Genomic DNA, 21,931 nt, shown 5'->3' with positions numbered 1-21,931 from the left:
TGTAGATTCCGATGATTTACCGGACGGCGTTCCAATCAAAAACCGGACACGATTCCGAGAATTAGCCGGACGCGATTCCGATTTGATACCGGACAGTTTTTCAACGTAAGCAGTGCCCCTGGGTCAGCAACCTTGGCATGCATTTCCTTTTGAACTTGAGGAGATGGCATGTCGAAGAGACGAAGGCTGACCATGAGACAACTACGACATTTGCTTCGACTGCGATCAGACGGCGTGAGCGTTCGCGATATTGCCGATCTGCTCGGGATTGCCCGCAGCACGGTGCAGGACGGGATCGGGCGGGCTGCGACGGCAGGGCTGTCATGGCCTTTGCCTGCCGATCTGACTGACGACGTCCTGGAAGGCAAACTTTTCGCCCGGCGAGGCACCAAACAAGGGGTGCGGCGACTACCAGAGCCGGATTGGAGCGTCATTGCGGTCGAGCTGAAGAAGCCCGGCGTGACGCTGACGATCCTGTGGGAGGAATACCGGGCGATTCATCCGGATGGCTACGGGTTCAGCCGGTTCTGCGACCTGTTCCGCGGCTTTGAGCGACGTCTGACGCCAACGATGCGGCAGATCCATATCGCCGGCGACAAGGTGTTCGTCGACTATTCCGGCAAGAAGCTGCCGATCGTCGATCGCAAGACCGGCGAGATCCGCGAGGCGGAGATCTTTGTCGGCGTGCTTGGCGCATCGAGTTATGCGTTTGCAGAAGCAACCTGGACCCAGACCCTACCGGATTGGATTGGCTCGCACGTGCGCATGTTCGCCTTCTTCAGCGGCGTGCCGCGCCTTATCGTTCCGGATAATTTGAAGTCCGGCGTCAACAAGGCGAGCTTCTACGATCCAGAGATCAATCGCAGTTATGGCACCATGGCCGCCTATTACGGCGTCGGTGTCCTCCCCGCACGACCGAGGCGCCCGAAAGACAAGCCAAAGGTCGAGGCCGGCGTTCGTTTTGCCCAAAGCTGCATCCTCGGCCGGCTGCGTAATCAGACCTTCTTCTCACTGGAGGAAGCCAATGCCGCGATCCGCGGAGCCGTCGAGCGGATCAACACGCACGTAATGAAGCGGCTTGGCAAAACCCGCCAGGAGATGTTCGAGACCATGGAACGCCCGGCACTGGCGGCTCTTCCGGCGGAGGCTTACGAATACGCCGAATGGAAGCTGGCGCGGGTGTCGACTGACTATCACGTCGAGTTCGAGCACTATTTCTATTCCGTGCCCCATGCGCTCATCCGCCAGCAGGTGGATATCCGGGCCACGAGCCGCACAATCGAGGTCTTCTTCAAAGGCAAGAGGGTTGCGGCCCACCAACGCCGTTACGGCGGTTCCCGCCACGGAACCGACCCCGACCATATGCCCAGTTCGCACCGCCGTTACGCAGAATGGTCTCCCGAACGCTTCCAGCGCTGGGGTGCATCCATCGGACCTCACACAGAGGGGCTGATCATCGCCATCCTGGCCAACCGTCCTCATCCAGAACAAGGCTTTCGAACTTGCCTCGGCGTGCTGAAGCTCTATCGGGCAATTCCCACGATGCAGGCCGAAGCGGTGTCCGCCCGTGCCGTCGAGATCGGTGGACTGACCTGCAAAAGCATCAGCGCCCTCATCAGCACCTACAAGGCACCAAGACATTCCGCCGAAACCGCCGCCGTCGGTGAGCATGCCAATCTTCGCGGCAAAGCCTACTTTCATTAGGAGACAATCAAAAATGCTGACCAATCCCACCGTCGATACTCTGTACCAACTCGGCCTTTCCGGCATGGCCACCGCTTTCCAGGACCTGGAGAAGCAACCGGAAGCGAGAAGCCTTCAGCATGGCGAATGGCTCGCGATCTTGCTCGAACGCGAGCAGACCACGCGCCGCCAGAAACGCTTCGAGGCACGAGCCCGCGCGGCCAGGCTCCGTCATGACGCCCAGGTCGAGAATGTCGATTTCCGTGCAGCACGCGGTCTCGACCGTAATCTCTTCCTCAAGCTTTCGACCTGCGACTGGATCAGACAGCGGCACTCCTTGCTATTGATCGGACCAGCCGGCGTCGGCAAAAGCTGGCTGGCCTGCGCCCTCGGCCACAAGGCGTGCCGTGAGGATCTTTCCGTCGCCTATCACCGCGTGCCCCGGCTCTTTGCCGCGCTTGCCTTGGGACGAGGCGACGGTCGCTACGCAAAGGTGCTCAAGAGCTTGGCCAAAACCGATCTCCTGATCCTGGATGATTGGGGCCCCGAGAAGCTCAGCGACGAGCAACGCCGCGTGGACCACTGGTACGATATGATCGGAAATCCCACGATCGCCGACGCCGTGCTGGATCGCCTCGTCCACAACGCCTACCGCATCGAACTTTCCGGTGAGAGCCTGCGCAAACATCGAAACCTGTCAGCCGAGGATGCAACTCAGGCTTGACCAGCCTGATATTCGCCGACAATGATCAACTCAGGCCCAGAGACGCTCTACACCGTCCGGCTTCGCCTCGGAATCGCGTCCGGTAAAACGCTGGAATAAGCGTCCGGTCAATGATCGGAAACCCCGTCCGGTTTCATTGGAATACACACGGACGTCATCGCGGAGCTCTCCACCGATCAGATCGCCGCATTGACGACGCTTCAGATCACCGGCCTCACGACGAAGCAACTTGAGGCATTGAGCACGGAACAGGTCGAAACCCTGTCGTCGGCGCAGGTGGCGTCGCTGAGCTCGACGCAACTCGCGGCCTTGGGCACGGCGGACATCGCGACGTTCTCCACCGCCGATATCGCGGCAATTGCCAGCAAGGCCGTGAAAGGCTTGAGTACGGAAGTTATCGCAGCGCTTTCCTCCGACAAGATTGCCGTGTTGACGACAGCCCAGGTCGCCTCGCTTAAAACAACGCAGGTCGAGGCCTTGGACGCTGATCAGTTCGATGGCCTGTCGACCGCCCAGATTGCTGCCCTCAGCACCACCGCAATTGCAAGCCTGACGACCGATCAGATCGCCGGTTTGAGCACCGCCCAGGTCGAAGCCTTGTCGCCGGCGCAGGTCAAGGCCCTATCCTCGACGCAGCTGGCGGTCCTAAGCACGGATGACATAGCGACATTCTCGACCGCCGATGTCGCGGCGATCACGAGCAAAGGCATCTTGGGCCTGGGTACGGGCATTCTTGAAGCCCTCACCACCACTCAGATCGCCGCATTGAGCACTGTCGCGGTTCCAAAGCTGACGACCGATCAGATCGCAGCCTTGAGCACCGATCAGGTCAAGGCTCTGACCTCGGCGCAGGTCAAGGCTCTGACTTCGACGCAACTTGGGGCTCTCAGCACGGATGATATAGCGACCTTCTCGACCGCTGATATCGCTGTCATCACGGCCAAAGCCATACCGGGCCTGAGCGCGGACGTCATCGCAGAGCTCTCCACGAAGCAGATCTCCGTATTGACGACGGTCCAGATCGCTGCCCTCAAGACAGCGCAGATCGAGGCTTTGACCTCCGATCAGGTCGAGGCCTTGTCGTCGACCCAGGTGAAGGCGCTGACTTCGACACAACTTTCTGCCTTGAGCGCAGAGGATATAGCGACATTCTCGGCCGCCGATATCACGGCGATCGCCGGCAAGGCCATGCCCGGTCTGAGCACGGACATTGTCGCCGCCTTTACCACAAGTCAGATCGCTTCATTGACGACAGCCCAGCTCAGCGCGCTCACGACAGTGCAACTCCAGGCCTTGAGCACCGATCAGGTCGAGGCTTTGACGCCGACGCAGGTCAAGTCGCTGAGCTCGACGCAACTTGCGGCCCTGAGCGCGGACGATATAGCGACCTTCTCGACCGCGGACATTGCGGCGATCACGGTCAAGGCCCTCCCGGGCATGAACACGGACACAGTCGCAGCGCTTAGCACCAATCAGATCGCTGTATTGACGACACTTCAGGTCGCAGCGCTGACAACAGCACAGCTTACGGCCTTGAGCACCGATCAGGTCGAGGCTCTGTCGCCGACGCAGGTCAAGGCGCTGAGCTCGACGCAGCTTGCGGTTCTGAGCGAGGAGGACATAGCGACCTTTTCCACCGCGGATATCGTGGCGATCACCAGCAAAGCCCTGACAGGCTTGAGCACGGATACCGTCGCGGCGCTTTCCGACGATCAGATCGCCGTGTTGACCACGCTCCAGATCAATGCCCTCAAGACAGTACAGCTTCAGGCCCTGAGCGCCGACCAGATCGAAGCCATGTCGACCGTTCAGATTGCTGCCTTGAGCACCAGCGCGGTTGCAAACTTGACGGCCGACCAGGTCGAGGCTTTGAGCACCGATCAGGTGGGAGCTCTGTCCACGACGCAGGTGCGGTCGCTGACTTCAACGCAACTTGCGGCCCTGAGCGCAGAGGACATAGCTGTGTTCTCGACCGCCGATATCGCGGTGATCACGAACAAGGCTATATCGGGCCTGAGCGAAGATATTATCGGAGCCCTGTCGACTGTTCAGATTGCTGCCCTGAGCACCAGCGCGGTTGTAGGCCTGACGGCCGACCAGATCGACGCCTTGAGCACAGCTCAGGTCCAAGCACTATCCACGGCCCAGGTGAAGGTGCTGAGTTCAACGCAACTTGCGGCCCTGAGCGCAGAGGACATCGCGACCTTCTCAACCGCCGATATCGCGTCGATCACGAGCAAGGCCATGCCGGGCTTGAGCACGGATGTTGTCGCATCTCTCAGCGAAGATCAGATTGCTGCCCTGAGCACCAGCGCAGTTGTGAGCCTGACGGCCGATCAGGTCGAAGCCTTGAGCAGCACTCAGGTCGGCCTCCTCTCCGCTGCGCAGGTCAAGGCGCTGACTTCGTCGCAAGTCGCTGCCTTGGGTGACGATGTTACAGTCTTGTCCACCGACAAGATCGCCGTGCTGAGTTCATCGGGCATTACGGGCTTGACTGCCGATCAGATTACCGCCCTGAGCTCGGCTCAGCTCGACGCCCTGACCAGTACCCAGATCGGCGCACTCAGCTCGACACAGATCGCGGCGCTGAGCACGGGCGACATAGCGTCGCTTTCAACGACCCAAATCGCGGCACTGAGCACCGCTGGCGTCGCAGGACTTTCGACCAAGCAGCTCGCCGTCCTGAGCACCGATCAGATTGCGCTTCTGTCGACCAAGCAGATCGCGGCGCTGAGTTCGGCGCAGGTTGCTGCTTTGAGCACAGACGACATAGCGGCTCTTTCAACAGCCCAGATTGCTTCCCTCAGCACGGCTGGCGTTGCGGGATTGAGCACCAAGCAACTAGCGGTGCTCAGCACCAGTCAGGCTGAAGCCTTGACCAGCGCCGAGGTCGGCGCTCTCCATTCCACACAGATTGCCGCGCTTACTTCGGACGACATAGCAACCTTCTCGACCAAGGACATTGCGGCAATCAGTTCGAGTGCGATTCCGGGGTTGTCGACGGCGACGATCGCCTCCCTGACGACAGCCCAGATCGCGGCCCTGAGTACGCAGGGTATTGCCGCCCTGAGCACAGCGCAGATTGCAGCGCTGAGCACCGCTCAAGTGGAGGCCTTGACGAGCACCCAGGTCGGCGCGCTGAGCTCACGGCAGATCGGAGCCCTCGGCACGGACGACATAGCAACGTTTTCGACCAAGGACATTGCGGCGATCAGTTCGGATACCATCGCCGGATTGTCGACAGACACCGTCGCCTCCCTGACGACGACCCAGATCGCATCGTTGAGTACGGCAGATATCAATGTGCTCAGCACCAAGCAGATCGCGGCCCTGAACACGGCGCAGATGGAGGCTTTGACCAGCACCCAGATCGGAGCACTCAGTTCCACACAGCTTATGGTATTGGGGTCTGACGATATAGCGACCTTCTCGACGAAGGAGATCGCGGCGATCGGTTCGAATGCGATCCCAGGCCTGTCGACGGACGCGATCGCCTCCTTGACGACGGCTCAAATCGCGGCGCTGAGCACGGTCGGCGTCAGTGGACTGAGCACCAAGCAGATCGCGGCCCTGAGTACCGATCAGGTGGACGCTCTGACCAACGCTCAGGTCGGCGCGCTCGGCTCGCGACAGGTTGCGGCCTTGGGCACCGGCGACATCGCTACCCTTTCGGCAAGCCAGATCACCTCTTTGAGCACGGCGGGCATCGCAGGTCTGACCACCGATCAGATCGCGGCGCTCAGCACCGATCAGGTCGAGGCCCTGACCAGCACCCAGGTCGGCGCACTTAGCTCGAAACAGATTGCCTCCCTCAGCGCCGAGGATCTCGACACCTTCACTGCTGCGGAGATAGCCGTAATCACTTCGATTGCGGTCTCGGGCCTGTCGACGGCAACGATCGCCTCGCTGTCGGCGACCCAGGTCGCCGCACTTGGCACGGCGGGCATATCGGGTCTGACCACCGATCAGATCGCGGCGCTCAGCACCGTTCAATTGGACGCTTTGACGACCGCGCAGGTCGGCGCTCTCACCTCGAAGCAGATTGCGGTCCTCAGCACCGACGATATCGCTTCGCTCTCGTTGGAACAGGTCGCGGCACTTGGCACGGCGGGGATAGAGGGTCTGACCACGGATCAGATCGCGGTGCTCAGCACCGATCAGGTTGAAGCCTTGAGCAGTACCCAAGTGGGCGCGCTCAGCGCGAAGCAGATCGCGGCGCTCAGTGCGGACGATCTGGATACCTTCACCACTGCCGAAATGGCCGCGATCGGTTCAAGCGCGGTCTCGGGCCTGTCGACGGCAACGATCGCCTCGCTATCGGCGACCCAGATGGCGGCCTTGGGTACGGCGGCCATAGTGGGGTTGACCACCGATCAGATCGCAGTGCTGAGCACCGATCAGGTGGACGGCCTGACGACGGCACAAATGCACGCACTCAGCTCGAAACAGATTGCGGCCTTGAGCACCGCCGACATCGCCTCGCTTTCGCTGGAACAGGTCACGGCACTTGGCACGGCGGGGATAGAGGGTCTGACCACCAGCCAGATTGCTGCCCTGAACACCAATCAGGTCGAGGCGCTGACCAGTGTGCAGATCGGCGCCCTCAGCTCGAAACAGATTGCCGCCCTTAGCGCGCAGGATCTGGATACCTTCACCTCAGCCGAGCTTGCGGCAATCGGTTCGAGTGCGGCTTCGGGCCTGTCGACGGCAACGATCGCCTCACTGTCGGCCGCCCAAATCGCAGCGCTGGGTACGGCCGCCATTTCGGGTCTGACCACCGATCAGATCGCAGTGCTGAGCACCGATCAGTTGGACGCTTTGACGACGGCTCAGGTCGGCGCTCTGACCTCGAAGCAGATTGCGGCCATGACCACCGGCGACATCGCCTCGCTTTCGGAGGAGCAGGTTGCAGCACTTGGCACGTCGGGTATAGCGGGCTTGACCACCGATCAGATCGCGGTATTGAGCACCGATCAAGTCGAGGCACTGACAAGCGTGCAGATCAGCGCGCTCAGCTCGAAGCAGATTGCCGCCCTCAGCGCGGATGATCTGGATACCTTCACCACGACCGAGATCGCGGCGATCGGTTCAAGCGCGGTCTCGGGCTTGTCAACGGCAACGGTCGCCTCGCTGACGGCGTCCCAAGTCGCAGCCCTGGGGACAGCCGCCATATCGGGTCTGACCACCAACCAGATCGCAGTCCTCAGCACCGATCAGGTGGATGCCCTGACGACCGCTCAGGTCGGCGCTCTCACCTCCAAGCAGATTGCGGCCATGAGCACCGTCGACATCGCCTCACTTTCGGATGCGCAAATCGCCGCCTTAAGTTCGACGGCTGTTGCAGGCCTCGGCAGCGCGCAGGCCGGCGCCTTGACGGTTGAGCAGGTCGAAACGCTCTCGACCAGTCAGATCGCTGGATTGAGTTCGGAGGCGCTGAAGGGCCTGACCCTTGATATGCTGGACACTTTCTCACCGGAAGAACTCGGTGCGATTAGCTCAAGCGCGATGAAGGGGCTATCTACGGACTTTATCGTGACGCTTTCCGCCACCGAAATTGCGGCCTTGAGCACGGCAGGCGTTGCGGGATTGAGCAGCGACCAAGTCGCAGTTCTTAGCGAGGAGCAGGTCGAAGCGCTTTCCACCAGTCAGATCTCCGCATTGAGTTCCACCGGGCTTGCCGGGTTGACCACCACGGATCTGGAAACCTTCTCGACGGAGGAACTTACGGCGATTAGTTCGACGGCGATCAGAGGATTGTCCACGACCGCCATCGCGTCCCTATCCTCCGACGAGATTGCGGCTTTGACGACAGGCCAGATTTCTTCGCTGAGCTACGCCCAGGTGGCGGCAATGAGCACTGCGCAAATCGAAGCGCTGTCGACATCGCAGGTCGGCTCCTTCGACGTCATGCAGGCCGCAGCACTGGATGCTACCGACCTCGCCGCGTTTTCAACCGAGCAGATCATCTCTCTGAGCACGAGCGCGATTTCGGGACTGAGCACCAGTGCGCTGGCCGCCTTGTCAACGTCCCAGGCTGAAGCCTTTACGTCAGGTCAGCTCGCTTCCATGACGTCGGCACAGCTCGCGGCGTTGACGACGAGCAGCTCCGCGTCAGACGCTTTGTCCTACCTGACGGTCTGACGTTCGGAGGTGACCAGATGGCAAATGGACAACTATTATGATCGGCTGGTCATCATTGCTGTGCAGAACAAGGCATTGAGCCTGCCGAGGCAGGCTCAAGCGTGATGGAGTTCTGTTCCCTGGATAGCCGAAAGCTTCCAGTCGGAACCGGGCTGGCGCACGAAGGTCCAGACTTCGGTGGTCTCAGACGCATTGCGATCGTCGCCGTCGACGAGTCGGCCCGTCGTGCGGTCGAGCAGCGCGTCGACGCTCGAATAGCGCATGGCAAGAGTGGCATATTCGGCATTGCCTTCGCGCCAGGCTTCTGAAATATCGCCCTGCAGCAGACGAACGTTGGAAACGCTGTTGCGGACGCCTTTGGTTGCATTCTCTCCGAGCTCCTCGGCAAGATAGGACATTGCCTCCGGCGTGGTTAGACGGCGTAGGGTGTTGTAGTCCTCGGCGCCATAAGCCGATTGGACTTCCGTCAGAAGCTGTTCGAAACGGTCGAGATCGGCTTGCGACAGCCCGATCTCGTCATTGGCATGTCTTTGCGGCGCCTGGCTCGCAGCGCCACCGCCTATCGTCGGAATGGAGAAGGAAGAAGGCCGCGGCGCGCTCATATTGTATGACGCGTTCGATCCCGATGCCGAATAAGAGGTTCGCTGCCGGTTGGCGAAAAACCGCATGGCGAAGCTGATGGCCGCGATGATCAGGCCGATCTGCAGCAGCATGCCAAGGAAACCGAAGCCGCCGCCGAACCCGTGTCCGAGCAGCATGCCGAGAAGACCGCCCGCTATCAATCCGCCGATCATCGACCGGCCGAAACCGTTGAAGAGGCTGGGACGCGGCTGCGTATTGATCGGCGACTGCGTTTGGGTTTGGGTCTGCGGCCGGGGCGTCATGGTCCGGTCGATGGGAGCGGCTTGCGTCGGAGCTGTGCGGGTTATCGCCGGAGAGTCAAAGGTTCGCGTCCCGCGGCTGCCGAATCCACTAAAACCGCCGGCACGACGCGCATCGGCATCGCTGAAGCTCGCAAGGGACGTAGCAACGGCAAGGGCGACGATGACTGCAAGCTGAGTGAAACGCGGAACTGCACCGGGCATTGTTTCTCCTGTCCTTAGGCAGAAAGATGACTTGTTCGGTATATATAGGAACGCGGCTTGCGATTAAAAGTTGGCGGGAAGTTCGCCTTTGCGCCTGCCTGTTCCGTGTGTCGGCAAGATCGTTGCCATCCGTCAGCAGCGTTTCCAACGGGAAGAGGCGGCATGGAGCATCGAGGAGATGAAAGCCTTCTGGCGCAGATCGCTTAGCTCAGTGTCTGCCAACTCATTGTTTTGAAGTTCACCGGGGGCATAGTCGGGACTGGATCGCCGATCCCCTCCGGTGCGAGCGGGCAGATTGCCCAAAAGCCACTGCATCACATGCATGCGATACAGAAGCCCGGACAAGATATGGAAGCGGGCTTTCTTGTTTGCGGCCGCCTGCCAATCCTGGGAGGATGCGTTCGGATCATGGTCTTCCGGATACATTTTCGCGGCTCCGTATTGGATGTTTGCCATCGGCCTCCGAAGCCACTGCAACTCCGCTCGTCCTAGTGATATCGATGCGCAAGCTCGACATCGAAATGCGGGGGTCCATCGGAGGTGATCGGCACAAAACGACCCTTCACCCGGAACACTTTTTCGATGAGCCCAGTGCCGGCCAGGACCTTGGGATCACCGTCGAAGACCAGATTGCCTCTATCGAGCAACGAGATCTGATCGCAAACCGACATTGCTTGATTGAGATCGTGGATCGCCATGATGATGGTGACACCCTTTTCCCGGCTGAGCCGGTGGACGAGATCGAGAACCTCCACCTGGTAGCCTATGTCGAGGAACGAGGTCGGCTCATCGAGCAGCAAAATCCGTGCTTCCTGGGCAATCGCCGCCGAAATCCAAGCCCGCTGGCGCTCGCCGCCGGACAGTTCCCGCAGGCTCCTGTCGGCAAAGCCGTGGAGCCCTGTGCTTTCCAGCGCCCAGCGAATGGCATCCTCATCCCGCGGACCATAGCTTTTGAACAGGCCGACATGCGCGAAGCGACCTTGCCGCACCAGTTGCGCCACGGTCATCTCGTCAGGCGCGGCCGGTTGCTGCGGCAGGAAGGCAAGCCGTTTGGCCAATTGTCGCCGCGACATGGATGTGATCGGCCTGCCATCGATCTCCGCGTTCCCATCGGCCGGTTTGATCAGACCGGAAAGGGCTTGCAGCGCCGTGCTCTTTCCGGAGCCGTTGGGTCCGATCAGCGCGCGGATTTCGCCTGGCCTGAAGGAGAGATCTAGGCCGTTCAGCGCTCTTCGAGGACCATAGGCGACGGATAGGCGGGAGCAGGACAGCAGCATGGCATCCTCATGGGGTTTTGCGAAGAAGTGCGATGAGCACAGGAACGCCACAGATCGCCGTGACGATGCCAATCGGGATTTCGTCGGCCTGCCCTATCAGCCGGCCGACAAGATCTCCAAGGGTCACGGTCACCGCGCCGAGGGCGACCGTCAACGGCAGAATGAGGGCATTGCGTCTGCCGGCAAGAAAGCGGGCTAGGTGAGGCACGATGAGCCCGATGAAGACGATCGGGCCAACCGTGCCAACCGCGCTTGCTGCGAGGACGCAAGACAGGAGCAGAGCAAGCGAAAACTGCCGCTTGTAGGAAAGCCCGAAGGATTGGGCCATCGGGGCTTCGAAACGCAGGAGTTCCAGTGGCCGTCGGATCATGGGCAAGACGGCGAGACCGGCAATCGTATATGGAAACAGAAAGGCGGCATGTTCCCAACTCCGCGCGTAGAGACTGCCCGAAAGCCATTCCAGCAGCACTTCGATCCGCGCGGAGCCCCAGCCTGCGATCAATCCGATGGCGAGCGCTTGCAGGACGGCTCCCACGGCAATGCCGCAAAGCGTAATGCGAAGCGCCCCCAGGTCGAGGCGAAACGCCAGCATATAGATGATGCCGCCGGCCAGAAGACCACCCACCGTGCCGACGGCGGGCAGCCACTCAAGGGGGAGCTCGGCGACAGTCGTCGATCCCGTATAGTGAATATAGACTGTGAACAGCAGGAAGATGGTGACTGCAAGCGTTGCCCCCTGAGAGACACCCATGATCGATGGATCGGCGAGGGGGTTGCGGGTAACGCTTTGAAGAATGAGGCCGGAAACAGCGAGGTGAATGCCAGCCAGTATTCCCGTGATGATACGAGGCAGGCGGATGTCCATGATGATCGAGTGCGCCTGCTGCGAGCCGCCTCCCGTGAACACTGCGAGGACATCCGATGCCGGAATATCGGCCACCCCAACGAACACCGCCAGCACGAAGGAGAGGAGCGCGATGAAGACAAAGGCGAGCAGGAACCCGGTGCTGCCGGTGTTTCGGAGCGGCAAGGAAGTGGCCATGATCACGCTTCTCCCTTGAGCGAGAAGCTGCGGCTTTGCACGAGGTAGATGAACAACGGCCCTCCTATCAGCGCCGTGACGATCCCGACCGGAAGTTCTTGGGGAGCGGCAATGCTGCGCGCGATCACATCGGCGGCAACGACCATCAGGCCGCCGAGCGCTGCGGTCAGGGCAATGGTCCATCCCGGACCGTTCGGCCTCAAAAGCCGGGCGATATGCGGCGCGGCCAAACCGACGAACGCGATAGGACCGGCCACCGGCGTAACACCCGCTACGGGGAAAACCGCGAGAAGCAGCAGCAACGGCTTCCAAAACGAGAGCTGCAATCCCATCCCGGCCGCCGCCTGTTCGCTAAGAGCGAGAAGGCCGATCACACGCTGGCATGTCAATGCGCCGGCTGTGCCTAGAAAAACCCATGGGGTCATGTATGCGAGCTGCGTCCACGAACGCCCCTGAAAGCCTCCGGCCAGCCAGAAAAGCAATGACGGCACCTGCGGTCCGCTCAACAAGAGGACGTAGGTCGTGACCGCGCTGAGGAATAAAGAGATGCTGATGCCGCCAAGGGCTAGATGCAAGGGTTGTCCTCTGCCCCCGCGTGAGACCCAGAAGGTCAACAACGCAGCCGCCAAACCACCCGCCAGTCCGACCAATGGATAATATGCGGACGAGAGCCACGGTACGAAGACGAAACAGAAAACGATCGGTGTCACCGCTCCGGATGTCACGCCGGTCAGGCCCGGCCCGGCAAGCGGGTTGCGCGTCAGGGTCTGCAGAAGATAACCGGAGACGCCGAGACCGGCGCCTCCGATGAAAGCCGCAAGGCTGCGCGGCAGCCGCAATGTCCATACGAGAATGGAATCGATTTTCCCGTCGGGAGCTAACAGGACCGTCCAAAGAGCACGCGGCTGAAGCGGCTTTGCGCCGATCAGAAGCCCGCCGATGACGACGATCGCGGCAGCGACCACGATCATCATTGTCATCACCAGCGATCGAAGATCATTCCGTGGCCGCGCATCGGCCGCGAGCCCCATCAATTCTGCAGCTCGGTCGGGATCAGCTTGGCCGCCTCCGCCTTGACATCGACGGCAGGGAAGGTGTCAGGATAGAGGTAATGGGCGGCCTCACGCAGTACCAGCTCACGGGCGATCGGACCATTGGTCTCCACCCATTCGTCGCCGACATAGAACACGCGACCGTTCTTGACTGCCGAGAGCTGCTGCCAGATGGGATTGTTCTCATGCGGACGATCCGGTCCGCTGTCATAGACGAAGATCACCTGCGGATCTTTTTCCAGCATCGTTTCGAGGCTCAGTTCCTGGCCGAACTTACCGTTCTGCGTCATCGGGCCGGCAATATTGTCGCCTCCGAGCGCTGCAACGATCGACGCCGCGGTATTTTCAGTATGGAAGGAGAAGGGGGTATCGCCCGCCCACATGATCTGGAAACGCGGGTGCACATCCTTCGGCGCCTTCGCGGCGAAATCTTCGAGATCCTTCTTGAAAGCGGCGTTCAGTTCTTCGCCGCGCTGCGGATTTCCGAATAGCTTCGAAAGGTCGCTGACCTCCTGATAGCTTTGGCTCAGAAGCTCCATGTTATAGGCGACATAGGGCGCGATCTTCTCGAACTGTGCGGCGTTGCCGACGGTATAGCGTTTCATGGCAATGATGACGTCGGGCCGGACTTCCGACAGCAGTTCGAGATTGGGCTTTGCCCGTTGCCCGATCTGCTTCATGTCCTTTGTCAGGCCAAGAAGGTAGTCCGGTTGGCGTCCGGCCGTCATGTAGGTGGTCGCGACAGGCTTGATGCCGAGGGCAAGCGCGACATCGACCGCAAGGTAGGAAACGGAGGCGATCCGCTTCGGATTGATTGGCGCTTGCACGCTCACACCACGATCATCCACGATCGAAAGCGTCTGTTTTTCCTCTGCGAAAGCGCTTCCCGAGATCAACATGACAATAATGCTTGCAATATTACACACGCTCAACACGCGCCGCCTCATGGCGAATCCTCCAGGTCAATATTTGTTACAACATAGTGTTCATTCAACAGGCACAGCCTATCCGTCGCTTCCACCGCTCAAGGAGAAACGACATCTCAGCGCTTTTGCCTGAAAAACTTGATCGTGATTGTCTGCTTTAACGACAAAACATGATGAATACAATCATCTTTTAGTATGGTGTGCGGAATATCGTCATGCCTTTCCGCCAAGCCTGGCGGGTGCCCGATATTCAGGGTCTTGCGACGTAGCCGATGCCATTCTCAGGTCCGCAATGAAACGCCACCACAGCAGAAAGCTGGTCGCTCCAAATCCGACGCAAAGGCCGAACCAGATGCCGTAACTGCCCCAGCCGATCCAATATCCGCAGACCGCCATGGCCGGGATGCCGATCAACCAGTAGCCGATGAGCGTGTTTGTCAGCCCAGCCTTCGTGTTTCCGAGCCCCCGCAGCAGCCCGATGCAGATATTTTGAGAACCTTTGAAGAACTGATGGGCTATGGCGAACCAGAGGAGCGTCGTTGCGGCGGCGAGCACGGCCGGATCGGCCTCATCACCCAGGAAGGGGCGCAGCACCGCCTGCGGAAGCAAGACGTAGAGGAGCCCAACAGCCGTCATGATGGAAAAGCTGATCGTGAAGGTGCGCCTCGCGACCGCGCCGATTTCACCAGTCTGCCCTTTTCCGGCCGTGCGGCTCACCAGGATCGACGAGCCTTGAGACAGCCCGATATTGGCTTGGTAGACGATATAGGCGAGCTGATTGACGATGTTGGAAGCGGCGAGAGCGACCGGACCGAACGTCCCCATGAAGACGGTCGCGATCGAGGTGATTGCCGCTTCGGAACCGTAGGTCAATGCGATCGGCGTTCCCATCCTGGCGATTTTTCTTATCGTCGCAGGCTGCGCCCGCCATCCATCCAGCGCGAGGAGGGCGTTCAGTTTTTCGTCCCGCCGGACCGTACGCAAATAAACGAAAAAGGTCCATATCTGGACAAGCGTGGTCGCCAGACCGATGCCTGCAAGACCCAGTTTCGGCAAGCCGAGCCATCCATAAATGAAAGCCCCGTCGAGCAGGGCGTTGACGCCGATCGAGATGATCGTAACCCGCAAGAGCGAGCCAGCGCGACGCATTCCTACCGCAAACTGACGAAGGACATTGAGCCACAGCATTGGCAGCAAGCCCGGTGCGAGGGTCAACATAATCGGCTTCGCAAGCTCGACGACCTCGCTGCTCTGCCCGAGAAAGACCAGGCAATAGCTGAGCGCGACGAGGACCATGCCCGCGGCGATCGCGACGATCGTCGCAAGCAGCATGGACGCCCGGAGCAAATCACGAATTTCGTCATGCGCAGTGGTGTCAATGGATGAGGTGCCGGTTCTTTTTTCTCCTCGGCCGACCGAGGCGGCAATCATGTTGCCGACGCCCGTCACCATGCCGACGCACAGCGTACGCAGTTGGTTATAGAGCAGGATCGCGAGACCGCCGGCAGCAACCGCCTGAACACTGATGAAGCCCATCATCAGGAGATCGGTGCTGGTAAGAGCGACCTGAGCGAACTGAATGCCGGCAATGGGGGCGGCGAGCGCGATGATTTCCCGATAATTCCGAAATTGCATTGTGGCCACGTCGTTATGCTCCCAACGCTGCGGCGGTTCGAGATGCCAGATATATCGATTCCCGGTACGCATCGAAGAGCCGATGCAGTCGCCGATGTGCTGTCTCGTCGAACAGATGACGCTCCCGAAGCCACTCATCGTCGTAGATGGTATCGAGATATTTTTCGCCCGCGTCACAGACCAGGACCACCATCGTGCTGTTCGGCTCGATAAGGGCCAAACGCTTGAGCGCCACATGGATCCCGGCGCCGGCGGTGCCGCCGACAAGCATTCCCGTTCGGCGAGCGACAACACGGGCAGCAGTGAACGCATCGATGTCGCCGACCGTCAGTCCCTCATCGATCAGAGCGTGATCGACATTGGGGCCGACGGTAAATCCGCCCGGCGCGCCGGCGCCGGTCTGCCAATACTTGCCGGGTCGTCCTCCGAAGATAATCGATCCTGTCGGTTCGACGCCGATGCTCGTTACCTGCGAGCCGAGGCGGCGCAACTCCCTTACCGTTCCGCATAGAGTGCCGCCGGTGCCGACCGCGCCGACGAGATAGTCGACATCCGTGCCAAGGTCACGCAGCAGTTCGGCCGCGAGGCCAACATAGCCATTGTTGTTGTTGGGGTTATGGTGCTGATCCGGCCAGAATGCACCTGTTTCCTTGGCAATTTCCCCCGCGACGCGCCGCCGCTCGACAGTGCTTGGGCCTTCTCCCTTGCCCTCGATAAAAACGAGATCGACGCCCATGGCCTTCATCGCCCGAAGCTTGTCGCGCGATGCGTGGCTGTCTACGACTGCGGTAAACTTATAGCCCCGTTCGATCGCCGCAAGCGCCAGGCCCGTTCCGGTATTGCCCGAGGTCGGCTCGACGATGCAGCCGCCCGGCTTCAGTTTTCCGTCCCGCTCGGCTGCCAGGATCATTTCCCGCGCCATTCGAACCTTGCAGGAGCCGGTCGGGTTGAACTGTTCCAGCTTCAGCAGCAATCGACTGCCGGATCCCGTCCGGGCAAGTTCCAGCAACGGCGTGTCGCCAATCAGCTCGGAGCATGTGGTTACCACTCGTTCAGCAGGCCGGCTAATGTGTCTGGTCATTGATCCATTCTCCAGGTGAAACGTTCGCCTTGCCGGGCCACAACAATCTTGGGCGGCAAGGCGAGCTGGTGAAACTCACTCTCGTTCTTGTCCATCTGATAGCCAGCGGTATTGGGATAGATGATCAGATCGCCATACCGAGGTGCCGCGGGAAATGCGATCTTGCGCCAGGTCAGAACGTCGTATTCCATGCAACTGGAGCCGCCGATCGCTGCTCGAACGGGCTCCTGCGGGCGGGCTTCTCCCCTTTGCACCAGAACAGGGGTCGGCAGAAACTCGCTGTTTTTCCATTGTTCCGACAAACTCATGCTGAGGCCGGCGACGGTAACGATGCCGTGCTCTGCATTTTTCTTGAAACCCTGCACCGGAAAGACCGTGATTCCCGCACCGTCGAGAAGGGCTCGACCTGGCTCGAGGTATAATTGCACGTCCGCTGCGATCAGCTTCGATGCGAGCGTTCCCTCTGCATCTCGGCTTTGCAGGATCGCGTCGAGCATGGCGGCGCCCGTGGGGGCCTGGTAGTAGGGATAGAAGTGGCTGAAGCTCTTTTCCGCGTGAAAATCAGCCGGATCCACCAACTCCCTAAAGGCTTTCCAATCGGGCTCTTCGACATAGGCGCAGGCAAAGCCGCCGCCTATGGAAATGGCGGATGCCGGAAAGCCCTGTCGGCGTGCTTCCAAGCATTGGTCGATCAACATCGATGCCAATTCGGCGCGCGGCAGCACCGCGTAGCCGTCGAGATGGAAGGAAAAGCCATCCATGATCAGGTGGGCTCCGGCCTTCGCGCAGCGCTCGAGCGCCACGCGAAGGTCATTTGAATTGAGTCCGAAGCGGCTGTTCTGCCCGGAGGGCGGCAGCACACGCAGCAGGATTTGCAAGGGAGCGGTGTCCGCCGCGATGCCGATCGCCCGCTCCAGTTCGTCCAGGGCGTCGATGGCAACGGTTGCACCGTGGCGGCAAGCCAGCCACAAGAGTTCGTTGCTCTTGGCGGCGCCCGTCACGCCAATATTCTCACCCCGAACGCCGTTGGCCAGCGCATGAACAAATTCGGGTATGCTGGCGACGTCCACTGATCCGTGCAGCCTTGCAACCTCACGCAGCCATGCGCCCGCCTTATTGGCTTTCTTGCCGAAATAAACGTGTCCTGCCACGTTCCTTTCCCGCAAAATGCGCTGGAAGGCCGCGAGATTGTCGGCAAAGCTCTCGGGATGGATGATATGAAACGGGCCATCCGTGGCGCCGTGTATCTGGCTCAGCAGCTCAATGTCTTGCCTGACGGCGGTCGCCCAGGCCTGTTCACGAGCGCGCATCGAATTGATCCCTAGTTCCATAGTTCGACCCGCTTGCCGCGACCGGCGGCAATCCCTCTGGTGGCCAGTGCATGGGCGACAGGGATATCCGTGATGATCATGCCGCTGCTGAAGGCGAACACGCGGTCCTCCTGAGTGTTGCGCCCGGGCCTGCGGCCGCCGACGATTTCAGGCAGTTCTGCGTCGATCTTGGCAACGCCGTCCGCGCCGGCGAGCCTCTTTCCGGTGACGCCCAACTGACCCTCGTTCGTCGCAATCGCATAGTCCGCATCGTGCAATGCGCCCGATTCAACCCCCTTGCTGGCAACCGAGATCAATAGACCACCGGGCTTGAGCCACTTGGTCTGGACTTTGGGGTGGGCGGCGCGGCCGGAGGCGGCCACGACGATATCGGACGCTGCGACAGCTTCCGGGACATCCTTCACCAACTCGATCTCACGATCAGGAAAATACTTGGCAAATGTGGAGAGGCTCGCGGCAATCCCGTCGGGATGCGTGCCAAAGAGGCGCAGGGTTTGCAGGCGGGGCAGGGCGGTCAGAAGATATGGTAGCGTATTGATGCCCTGCGCACCTGTCCCGATCATCAGCACCGATCGAGCGTCCTCCTTGGCGCAATGCTTGGCAATGATCGCGGTCGTCGCCGGAGTGCGCGAACCGCCAACGCGATGGCAATCCATGAACGCGAAGGGAAGCCCGGTCGCGTCGTCATAGAGGCTGATCGTGGTGTAGTATTTTTCGGCGCTTTCGCTGCCTTGGCGATAGGAGGTCTTGAACCCGACCTGTTCGAGCGCGCCATCATATCCGAGCATCGAATAGGATACCGCATCCCGCTGCTCGTTCGGGAGCGGCATCATAAGCTTGGTCGGGCAACGCGACTGTCCGTTGGCATAGGACAAGTAGGCGTCTTCGACGAGTCGAATGACCTCCGCCGGCGGCAGCTCGATATCCGATAGGTCGGAACGTGTGAGGATATGGATGGCAGGCGTGTGCATGAACGTCTTGGTCATCGTCGATGCCTTTCGATGTTGCCGATGTGATGTGAGGTGAAAAAAGGGGCGGCGCTGAGCGAGCGTTTCGCTCACCCAACCATCGGGATGGGAGGATCTGCGCTGGGCCGTTTGGCCTCTCGCCTTAGGAGGGAGCCATTGAATGTTTGGCGCTTGGGCTGGGGTCGGGATGCCGGAGATCCCTCAAAGGAATATCGCAAGCCGGCGGCGGGCCTTCGAAAATGTGGCGCGTCGTTTTGCAGGGGAATTTTCGGCCGCTGCGCGCCATCTCGAAAATCATGTCGGGAGTGATTGTCTCACCCAGCCGCCATGCTTCCACCCGGACGGTGTCGTAGTCCAAAAGAACAACTGGCAGGACTTTGAAGCCAAGGCGTTGCGCAATGGTGAGCCTGTGGTGCCCGTCCATGACGAACCAATCGCCGCGATGGACGGTGATCGGCCGCGTCCACCGGCCGGATTGGACGATCTCCTGTTCGAGCTCGTTTACCCTGTCACTGTCGATTTCTTCGGTTGGAATGAGCCTCCTGGGGTCGAGAAGCTGGTACTGAACAATGCTCGTTTTCATTCACGCCTCCCCGACGTCATGATTTGCGAGAGCGCAAGCCGGATCGTTTATGAGCGGGAACTTACACCCTTTTAAGATGCAGTCAATAAAAGATGATGAAAATAATCAACTTTAGAATTAAACTAAGAATCTATCTAAAACAGTGCGTTAGAATCTGGCTAACAAAAGTATAACAACTATTGATAGTATAAGAGGTTGTGCGAAAATGAGCCATGCGATGCTGTCGCAAAGCCCATATGGCATGGAACACGCGGCGGGGTCTCATGTGCTCGTCATTCTGCTTGTCAGATAGTTTCTCGGCAATTTGTCGTTCCGATCACCCTTTGCGCCGACCGCGAACGTGGTTCGCTGAATGGGGAGGACGACGGGCAAATCCGGCGTTTGTATTCAACGAAAGCTGACGGGAAGGTGATTGTCTTTGTTGCTGCTATGCGCCTATGTTGCCGCATCGATTGCCCCGGAGGAGTTGCACCATGGAATATCGTCGTCTTGGAAAGTCGGGCCTGCAGGTCAGCGAATTCTCGTTCGGATCGTGGGTTACCTTCGGCCGACAGGTCGAAGGCAGCGATGCCGTAAGTCTGATGTCACGTGCCTATGACAGCGGCATCAATTTCTTCGACAATGCCGAGGGCTATGAGAGCGGAAAGTCCGAAATCGTTATGGGCGAAGCCCTGAAAACCCTCGGCTGGAGCCGGGATAGCTTCATCGTTTCGAGCAAGGTGTTTTGGGGTGGTCAGAAGCCGACCCAACGGGGCCTGTCGCGCAAGCATGTTACGGACGCCGCTCACGCTGCGCTGAAGCGCCTGCAGGTGGAATATCTCGATCTCTATTTTTGCCACCGGCCCGACATCGATACGCCGATCGAGGAAACGGTTCGCGCCATGCACGATCTCGTTACCCAGGGCAAAATCCTCTATTGGGGTACGTCGGAATGGTCAGCCCAGCAATTGACCGAAGCCTATGCAGTAGCCCGCGATCTGCGCATCACGCCGCCGACTATGGAACAGCCGCAATACAATATTTTCGAACGCCAGAAGGTCGAGGGTGATTACCTGCCGCTTTATGACCTGATGGGCTTGGGCACCACGATCTGGTCGCCGCTCGCATCGGGCGTTCTGACCGGCAAGTACAATAAGGGGGTGCCGAACGACAGCCGCATGAACCTGCCGGGTTATGAATGGCTGAAGGAGAGATGGGCGAGCGACGCCGGCCGCGCTCGGCTTGCCCAGGTGGTGGAACTGGCTGACCTCGCGGAAGAGATCGGCATCTCGATCACCCATATGGCTCTGCTCTGGTGCCTTTCGAACCCCCATGTGTCCACGGTGATCCTCGGCGCCTCGCGCATGAGCCAACTGGAGGACAACCTGGCAGCGCTGGCACACAGAGATAAGCTGACACCCGAGGTGTTGGCTCGTATCGACGCCATCGCCGGAAACAAGCCGGCGGCCCCGCAGCGGTTCTGAGCCAGGAGCAGCCCGCGAGGTTTATGACCGGAATACCATCATGACCCCTTCGAGATTTCGATGAATTAAATCAAAACGACGCGTTCACGCCATATTCAGGCAAATATTATCATGTTTGAAAGCGTTCCTTAACTGAGTCGAAGACTTGAATCGTATGGCGTGCGGCGTCGGAGGTGGTCATGATGAAAAAGACAGTTCTTTCGGTTTTCTTTACTGCAGTGTTTGCAAGCAGCACATTGATTGGTGGTTTTGCCCAAGCGCAGCAATATGACTGGCGGGACGGCCCGCCTCCGGAACGGCGTCATCATCATCACCATGATGGAAATGTAATCGCTGGCGGCGTGGCAGCCGGGCTTATCGGCGGCATAATCGGCGGCGCAATCGCCAATGGTGGTGGAGTGTATGAGCCTGCACCGCCGCCGCCGAGATGCTGGCATGAGAGCCGTCCTGTTCAGAACGAATATGACGACGGATATCATTACGAGCGCGTGCGCGTCTGCGATTAAGAGCCTTCCTTTCGCCCTGAACGGCAGATCGGCTCTCGGTCCCAAGGCCTGATATGGCCGGTAAAATATCGGATGCTTTCAATAAGCATCTATTCAGAGCACCCCGCTTTCTGGTGGACCACCGAAAGCGGGGTGCTCTGGTTTCAAAGAGCAGCCTGTATGCGTTAAAACCCAGGGCGCTAGGCGGTGTGAGAACCGTTGGCGACGATGACGGGGGTCAACAGGTCGCCCCAGTTGCCGTTGCCGCTGTGATGGCGAGCGGAACGTACCAGCTCGACGGAGACTCCAGCCTCGACCGCATCCATAACGACCTGGTTGAGGCGATGCAGCTCATTAGCCAGCATGCGGATAACAGCCTGTTGGTCGGCATTCATACTCGAAGACTGTTCTTCGGTTCTTTCGCTGATGCGTGCGATGGATGGCATTGTCGTTCT

At 59.7% G+C, this 21,931-nt stretch carries 17 protein-coding genes; 5 read left to right on the top strand and 12 right to left on the bottom strand.

All coding sequences use genetic code 11. The annotated features are described in order from the left end of the window. Positions 1–168 precede the first annotated feature (168 nt). From istA to PH547_RS20600, 3 genes are all read left to right on the top strand, one after another. On the top strand, positions 169–1,704 hold the full coding sequence (istA, locus tag PH547_RS20610) for an IS21 family transposase (protein ID WP_065091858.1): 1,536 nt from the start codon (positions 169–171) through the stop codon (positions 1,702–1,704). 13 nt (positions 1,705–1,717) lie between these two features. Beyond that, the gene (locus PH547_RS20605) at positions 1,718–2,407 is read left to right on the top strand and encodes an ATP-binding protein (RefSeq protein WP_285169288.1); all 690 of its coding nucleotides are present in this window, start codon (positions 1,718–1,720) and stop codon (positions 2,405–2,407) included. Between the two features lie 189 nt (positions 2,408–2,596). Next, a complete protein-coding gene (locus PH547_RS20600; RefSeq protein WP_483315559.1) occupies positions 2,597–8,548 on the top strand; it encodes a beta strand repeat-containing protein in 5,952 nt (1,983 codons plus the stop codon). Positions 8,549–8,643: 95 nt separating this feature from the next. Here the strand turns inward: PH547_RS20600 and PH547_RS20595 are convergent, their stop codons facing one another. From PH547_RS20595 to PH547_RS20545, 11 genes are all read right to left on the bottom strand, one after another. Beyond that, positions 8,644–9,633: a Tim44 domain-containing protein gene (locus tag PH547_RS20595; RefSeq protein ID WP_104827214.1), complete on the bottom strand. Its 990-nt coding sequence runs from the start codon at positions 9,631–9,633 to the stop codon at positions 8,644–8,646. Between the two features lie 132 nt (positions 9,634–9,765). Continuing rightward, entirely contained in the window at positions 9,766–10,089 is a 324-nt protein-coding gene (locus PH547_RS20590) for a hypothetical protein (RefSeq protein ID WP_283051718.1), read from the bottom strand. 32 nt (positions 10,090–10,121) lie between these two features. Further along, the gene (locus tag PH547_RS20585) at positions 10,122–10,910 is read right to left on the bottom strand and encodes an ABC transporter ATP-binding protein (RefSeq protein WP_285169287.1); all 789 of its coding nucleotides are present in this window, start codon (positions 10,908–10,910) and stop codon (positions 10,122–10,124) included. A 7-nt stretch (positions 10,911–10,917) separates the two neighbouring features. Beyond that, complete coding sequence (locus tag PH547_RS20580) at positions 10,918–11,952, bottom strand: FecCD family ABC transporter permease (RefSeq protein WP_285169286.1); 1,035 nt, start codon at positions 11,950–11,952, stop codon at positions 10,918–10,920. 2 nt (positions 11,953–11,954) lie between these two features. After that, entirely contained in the window at positions 11,955–12,932 is a 978-nt protein-coding gene (locus PH547_RS20575; RefSeq protein ID WP_285169285.1) for a FecCD family ABC transporter permease, read from the bottom strand. Between the two features lie 50 nt (positions 12,933–12,982). Beyond that, positions 12,983–13,903: an ABC transporter substrate-binding protein gene (locus PH547_RS20570; RefSeq protein ID WP_285169284.1), complete on the bottom strand. Its 921-nt coding sequence runs from the start codon at positions 13,901–13,903 to the stop codon at positions 12,983–12,985. 240 nt (positions 13,904–14,143) lie between these two features. Then, a complete protein-coding gene (locus PH547_RS20565) occupies positions 14,144–15,565 on the bottom strand; it encodes an MATE family efflux transporter (RefSeq protein ID WP_285169295.1) in 1,422 nt (473 codons plus the stop codon). A gap of 13 nt (positions 15,566–15,578) precedes the next feature. Next, complete coding sequence (locus PH547_RS20560; RefSeq protein ID WP_285169283.1) at positions 15,579–16,646, bottom strand: PLP-dependent cysteine synthase family protein; 1,068 nt, start codon at positions 16,644–16,646, stop codon at positions 15,579–15,581. Continuing rightward, positions 16,643–17,956: a type III PLP-dependent enzyme domain-containing protein gene (locus tag PH547_RS20555; RefSeq protein WP_285169282.1), complete on the bottom strand. Its 1,314-nt coding sequence runs from the start codon at positions 17,954–17,956 to the stop codon at positions 16,643–16,645. Before PH547_RS20555 ends, PH547_RS20560 begins: the two co-directional genes overlap by 4 nt. 11 nt (positions 17,957–17,967) lie before the next feature. Continuing rightward, positions 17,968–18,963 carry an ornithine cyclodeaminase gene (locus PH547_RS20550; RefSeq protein ID WP_285169281.1) on the bottom strand — a complete coding sequence of 332 codons (996 nt, stop codon included), beginning with the start codon at positions 18,961–18,963 and terminating at the stop codon, positions 17,968–17,970. Positions 18,964–19,087: 124 nt separating this feature from the next. Then, complete coding sequence (locus PH547_RS20545) at positions 19,088–19,528, bottom strand: ParB N-terminal domain-containing protein (protein WP_285169280.1); 441 nt, start codon at positions 19,526–19,528, stop codon at positions 19,088–19,090. Positions 19,529–20,001: 473 nt separating this feature from the next. On the opposite strand from PH547_RS20545, the gene PH547_RS20540 reads away from it, so the two are divergent. Both PH547_RS20540 and PH547_RS20535 read left to right on the top strand, forming a co-directional pair. Next, on the top strand, positions 20,002–20,991 hold the full coding sequence (locus PH547_RS20540) for a potassium channel beta subunit family protein (RefSeq protein ID WP_285169279.1): 990 nt from the start codon (positions 20,002–20,004) through the stop codon (positions 20,989–20,991). Between the two features lie 179 nt (positions 20,992–21,170). Beyond that, positions 21,171–21,497 carry a hypothetical protein gene (locus tag PH547_RS20535; protein ID WP_104827204.1) on the top strand — a complete coding sequence of 109 codons (327 nt, stop codon included), beginning with the start codon at positions 21,171–21,173 and terminating at the stop codon, positions 21,495–21,497. A gap of 179 nt (positions 21,498–21,676) precedes the next feature. Here PH547_RS20535 and PH547_RS20530 read toward each other — a convergent pair whose 3' ends face one another. Further along, positions 21,677–21,922 carry an SMc00767 family acetate metabolism repressor gene (locus PH547_RS20530; RefSeq protein WP_104827203.1) on the bottom strand — a complete coding sequence of 82 codons (246 nt, stop codon included), beginning with the start codon at positions 21,920–21,922 and terminating at the stop codon, positions 21,677–21,679. Positions 21,923–21,931 lie beyond the last annotated feature (9 nt).

The organism is Rhizobium cerradonense (assembly GCF_030182455.1).
Taxonomy (GTDB): domain Bacteria; phylum Pseudomonadota; class Alphaproteobacteria; order Rhizobiales; family Rhizobiaceae; genus Rhizobium.
The sequence above is the reverse complement of the archived record's forward strand: the minus strand, read 5'-3'. Positions and strand labels throughout refer to the sequence as shown.

Bases quoted from the DNA above. Each gene is read 5' to 3' on its own strand.
- PH547_RS20570 (WP_285169284.1), bottom strand. From the start codon at position 13,903: ATGTTGATCTCGGGAAGCGCTTTCGCAGAGGAAAAACAGACGCTTTCG.
- PH547_RS20535 (WP_104827204.1), top strand. From the start codon at position 21,171: ATGATGAAAAAGACAGTTCTTTCGGTTTTCTTTACTGCAGTGTTTGCA.
- PH547_RS20560 (WP_285169283.1), bottom strand. From the start codon at position 16,646: ATGACCAGACACATTAGCCGGCCTGCTGAACGAGTGGTAACCACATGC.
- PH547_RS20540 (WP_285169279.1), top strand. From the start codon at position 20,002: ATGGAATATCGTCGTCTTGGAAAGTCGGGCCTGCAGGTCAGCGAATTC.
- PH547_RS20595 (WP_104827214.1), bottom strand. From the start codon at position 9,633: ATGCCCGGTGCAGTTCCGCGTTTCACTCAGCTTGCAGTCATCGTCGCC.
- PH547_RS20555 (WP_285169282.1), bottom strand. From the start codon at position 17,956: ATGCGCGCTCGTGAACAGGCCTGGGCGACCGCCGTCAGGCAAGACATT.
- PH547_RS20565 (WP_285169295.1), bottom strand. From the start codon at position 15,565: ATGCAATTTCGGAATTATCGGGAAATCATCGCGCTCGCCGCCCCCATT.
- PH547_RS20550 (WP_285169281.1), bottom strand. From the start codon at position 18,963: ATGACCAAGACGTTCATGCACACGCCTGCCATCCATATCCTCACACGT.
- PH547_RS20585 (WP_285169287.1), bottom strand. From the start codon at position 10,910: ATGCTGCTGTCCTGCTCCCGCCTATCCGTCGCCTATGGTCCTCGAAGA.
- PH547_RS20590 (WP_283051718.1), bottom strand. From the start codon at position 10,089: ATGGCAAACATCCAATACGGAGCCGCGAAAATGTATCCGGAAGACCAT.
- PH547_RS20575 (WP_285169285.1), bottom strand. From the start codon at position 12,932: ATGACAATGATGATCGTGGTCGCTGCCGCGATCGTCGTCATCGGCGGG.
- istA (WP_065091858.1), top strand. From the start codon at position 169: ATGTCGAAGAGACGAAGGCTGACCATGAGACAACTACGACATTTGCTT.
- PH547_RS20530 (WP_104827203.1), bottom strand. From the start codon at position 21,922: ATGCCATCCATCGCACGCATCAGCGAAAGAACCGAAGAACAGTCTTCG.
- PH547_RS20605 (WP_285169288.1), top strand. From the start codon at position 1,718: ATGCTGACCAATCCCACCGTCGATACTCTGTACCAACTCGGCCTTTCC.
- PH547_RS20580 (WP_285169286.1), bottom strand. From the start codon at position 11,952: ATGGCCACTTCCTTGCCGCTCCGAAACACCGGCAGCACCGGGTTCCTG.
- PH547_RS20545 (WP_285169280.1), bottom strand. From the start codon at position 19,528: ATGAAAACGAGCATTGTTCAGTACCAGCTTCTCGACCCCAGGAGGCTC.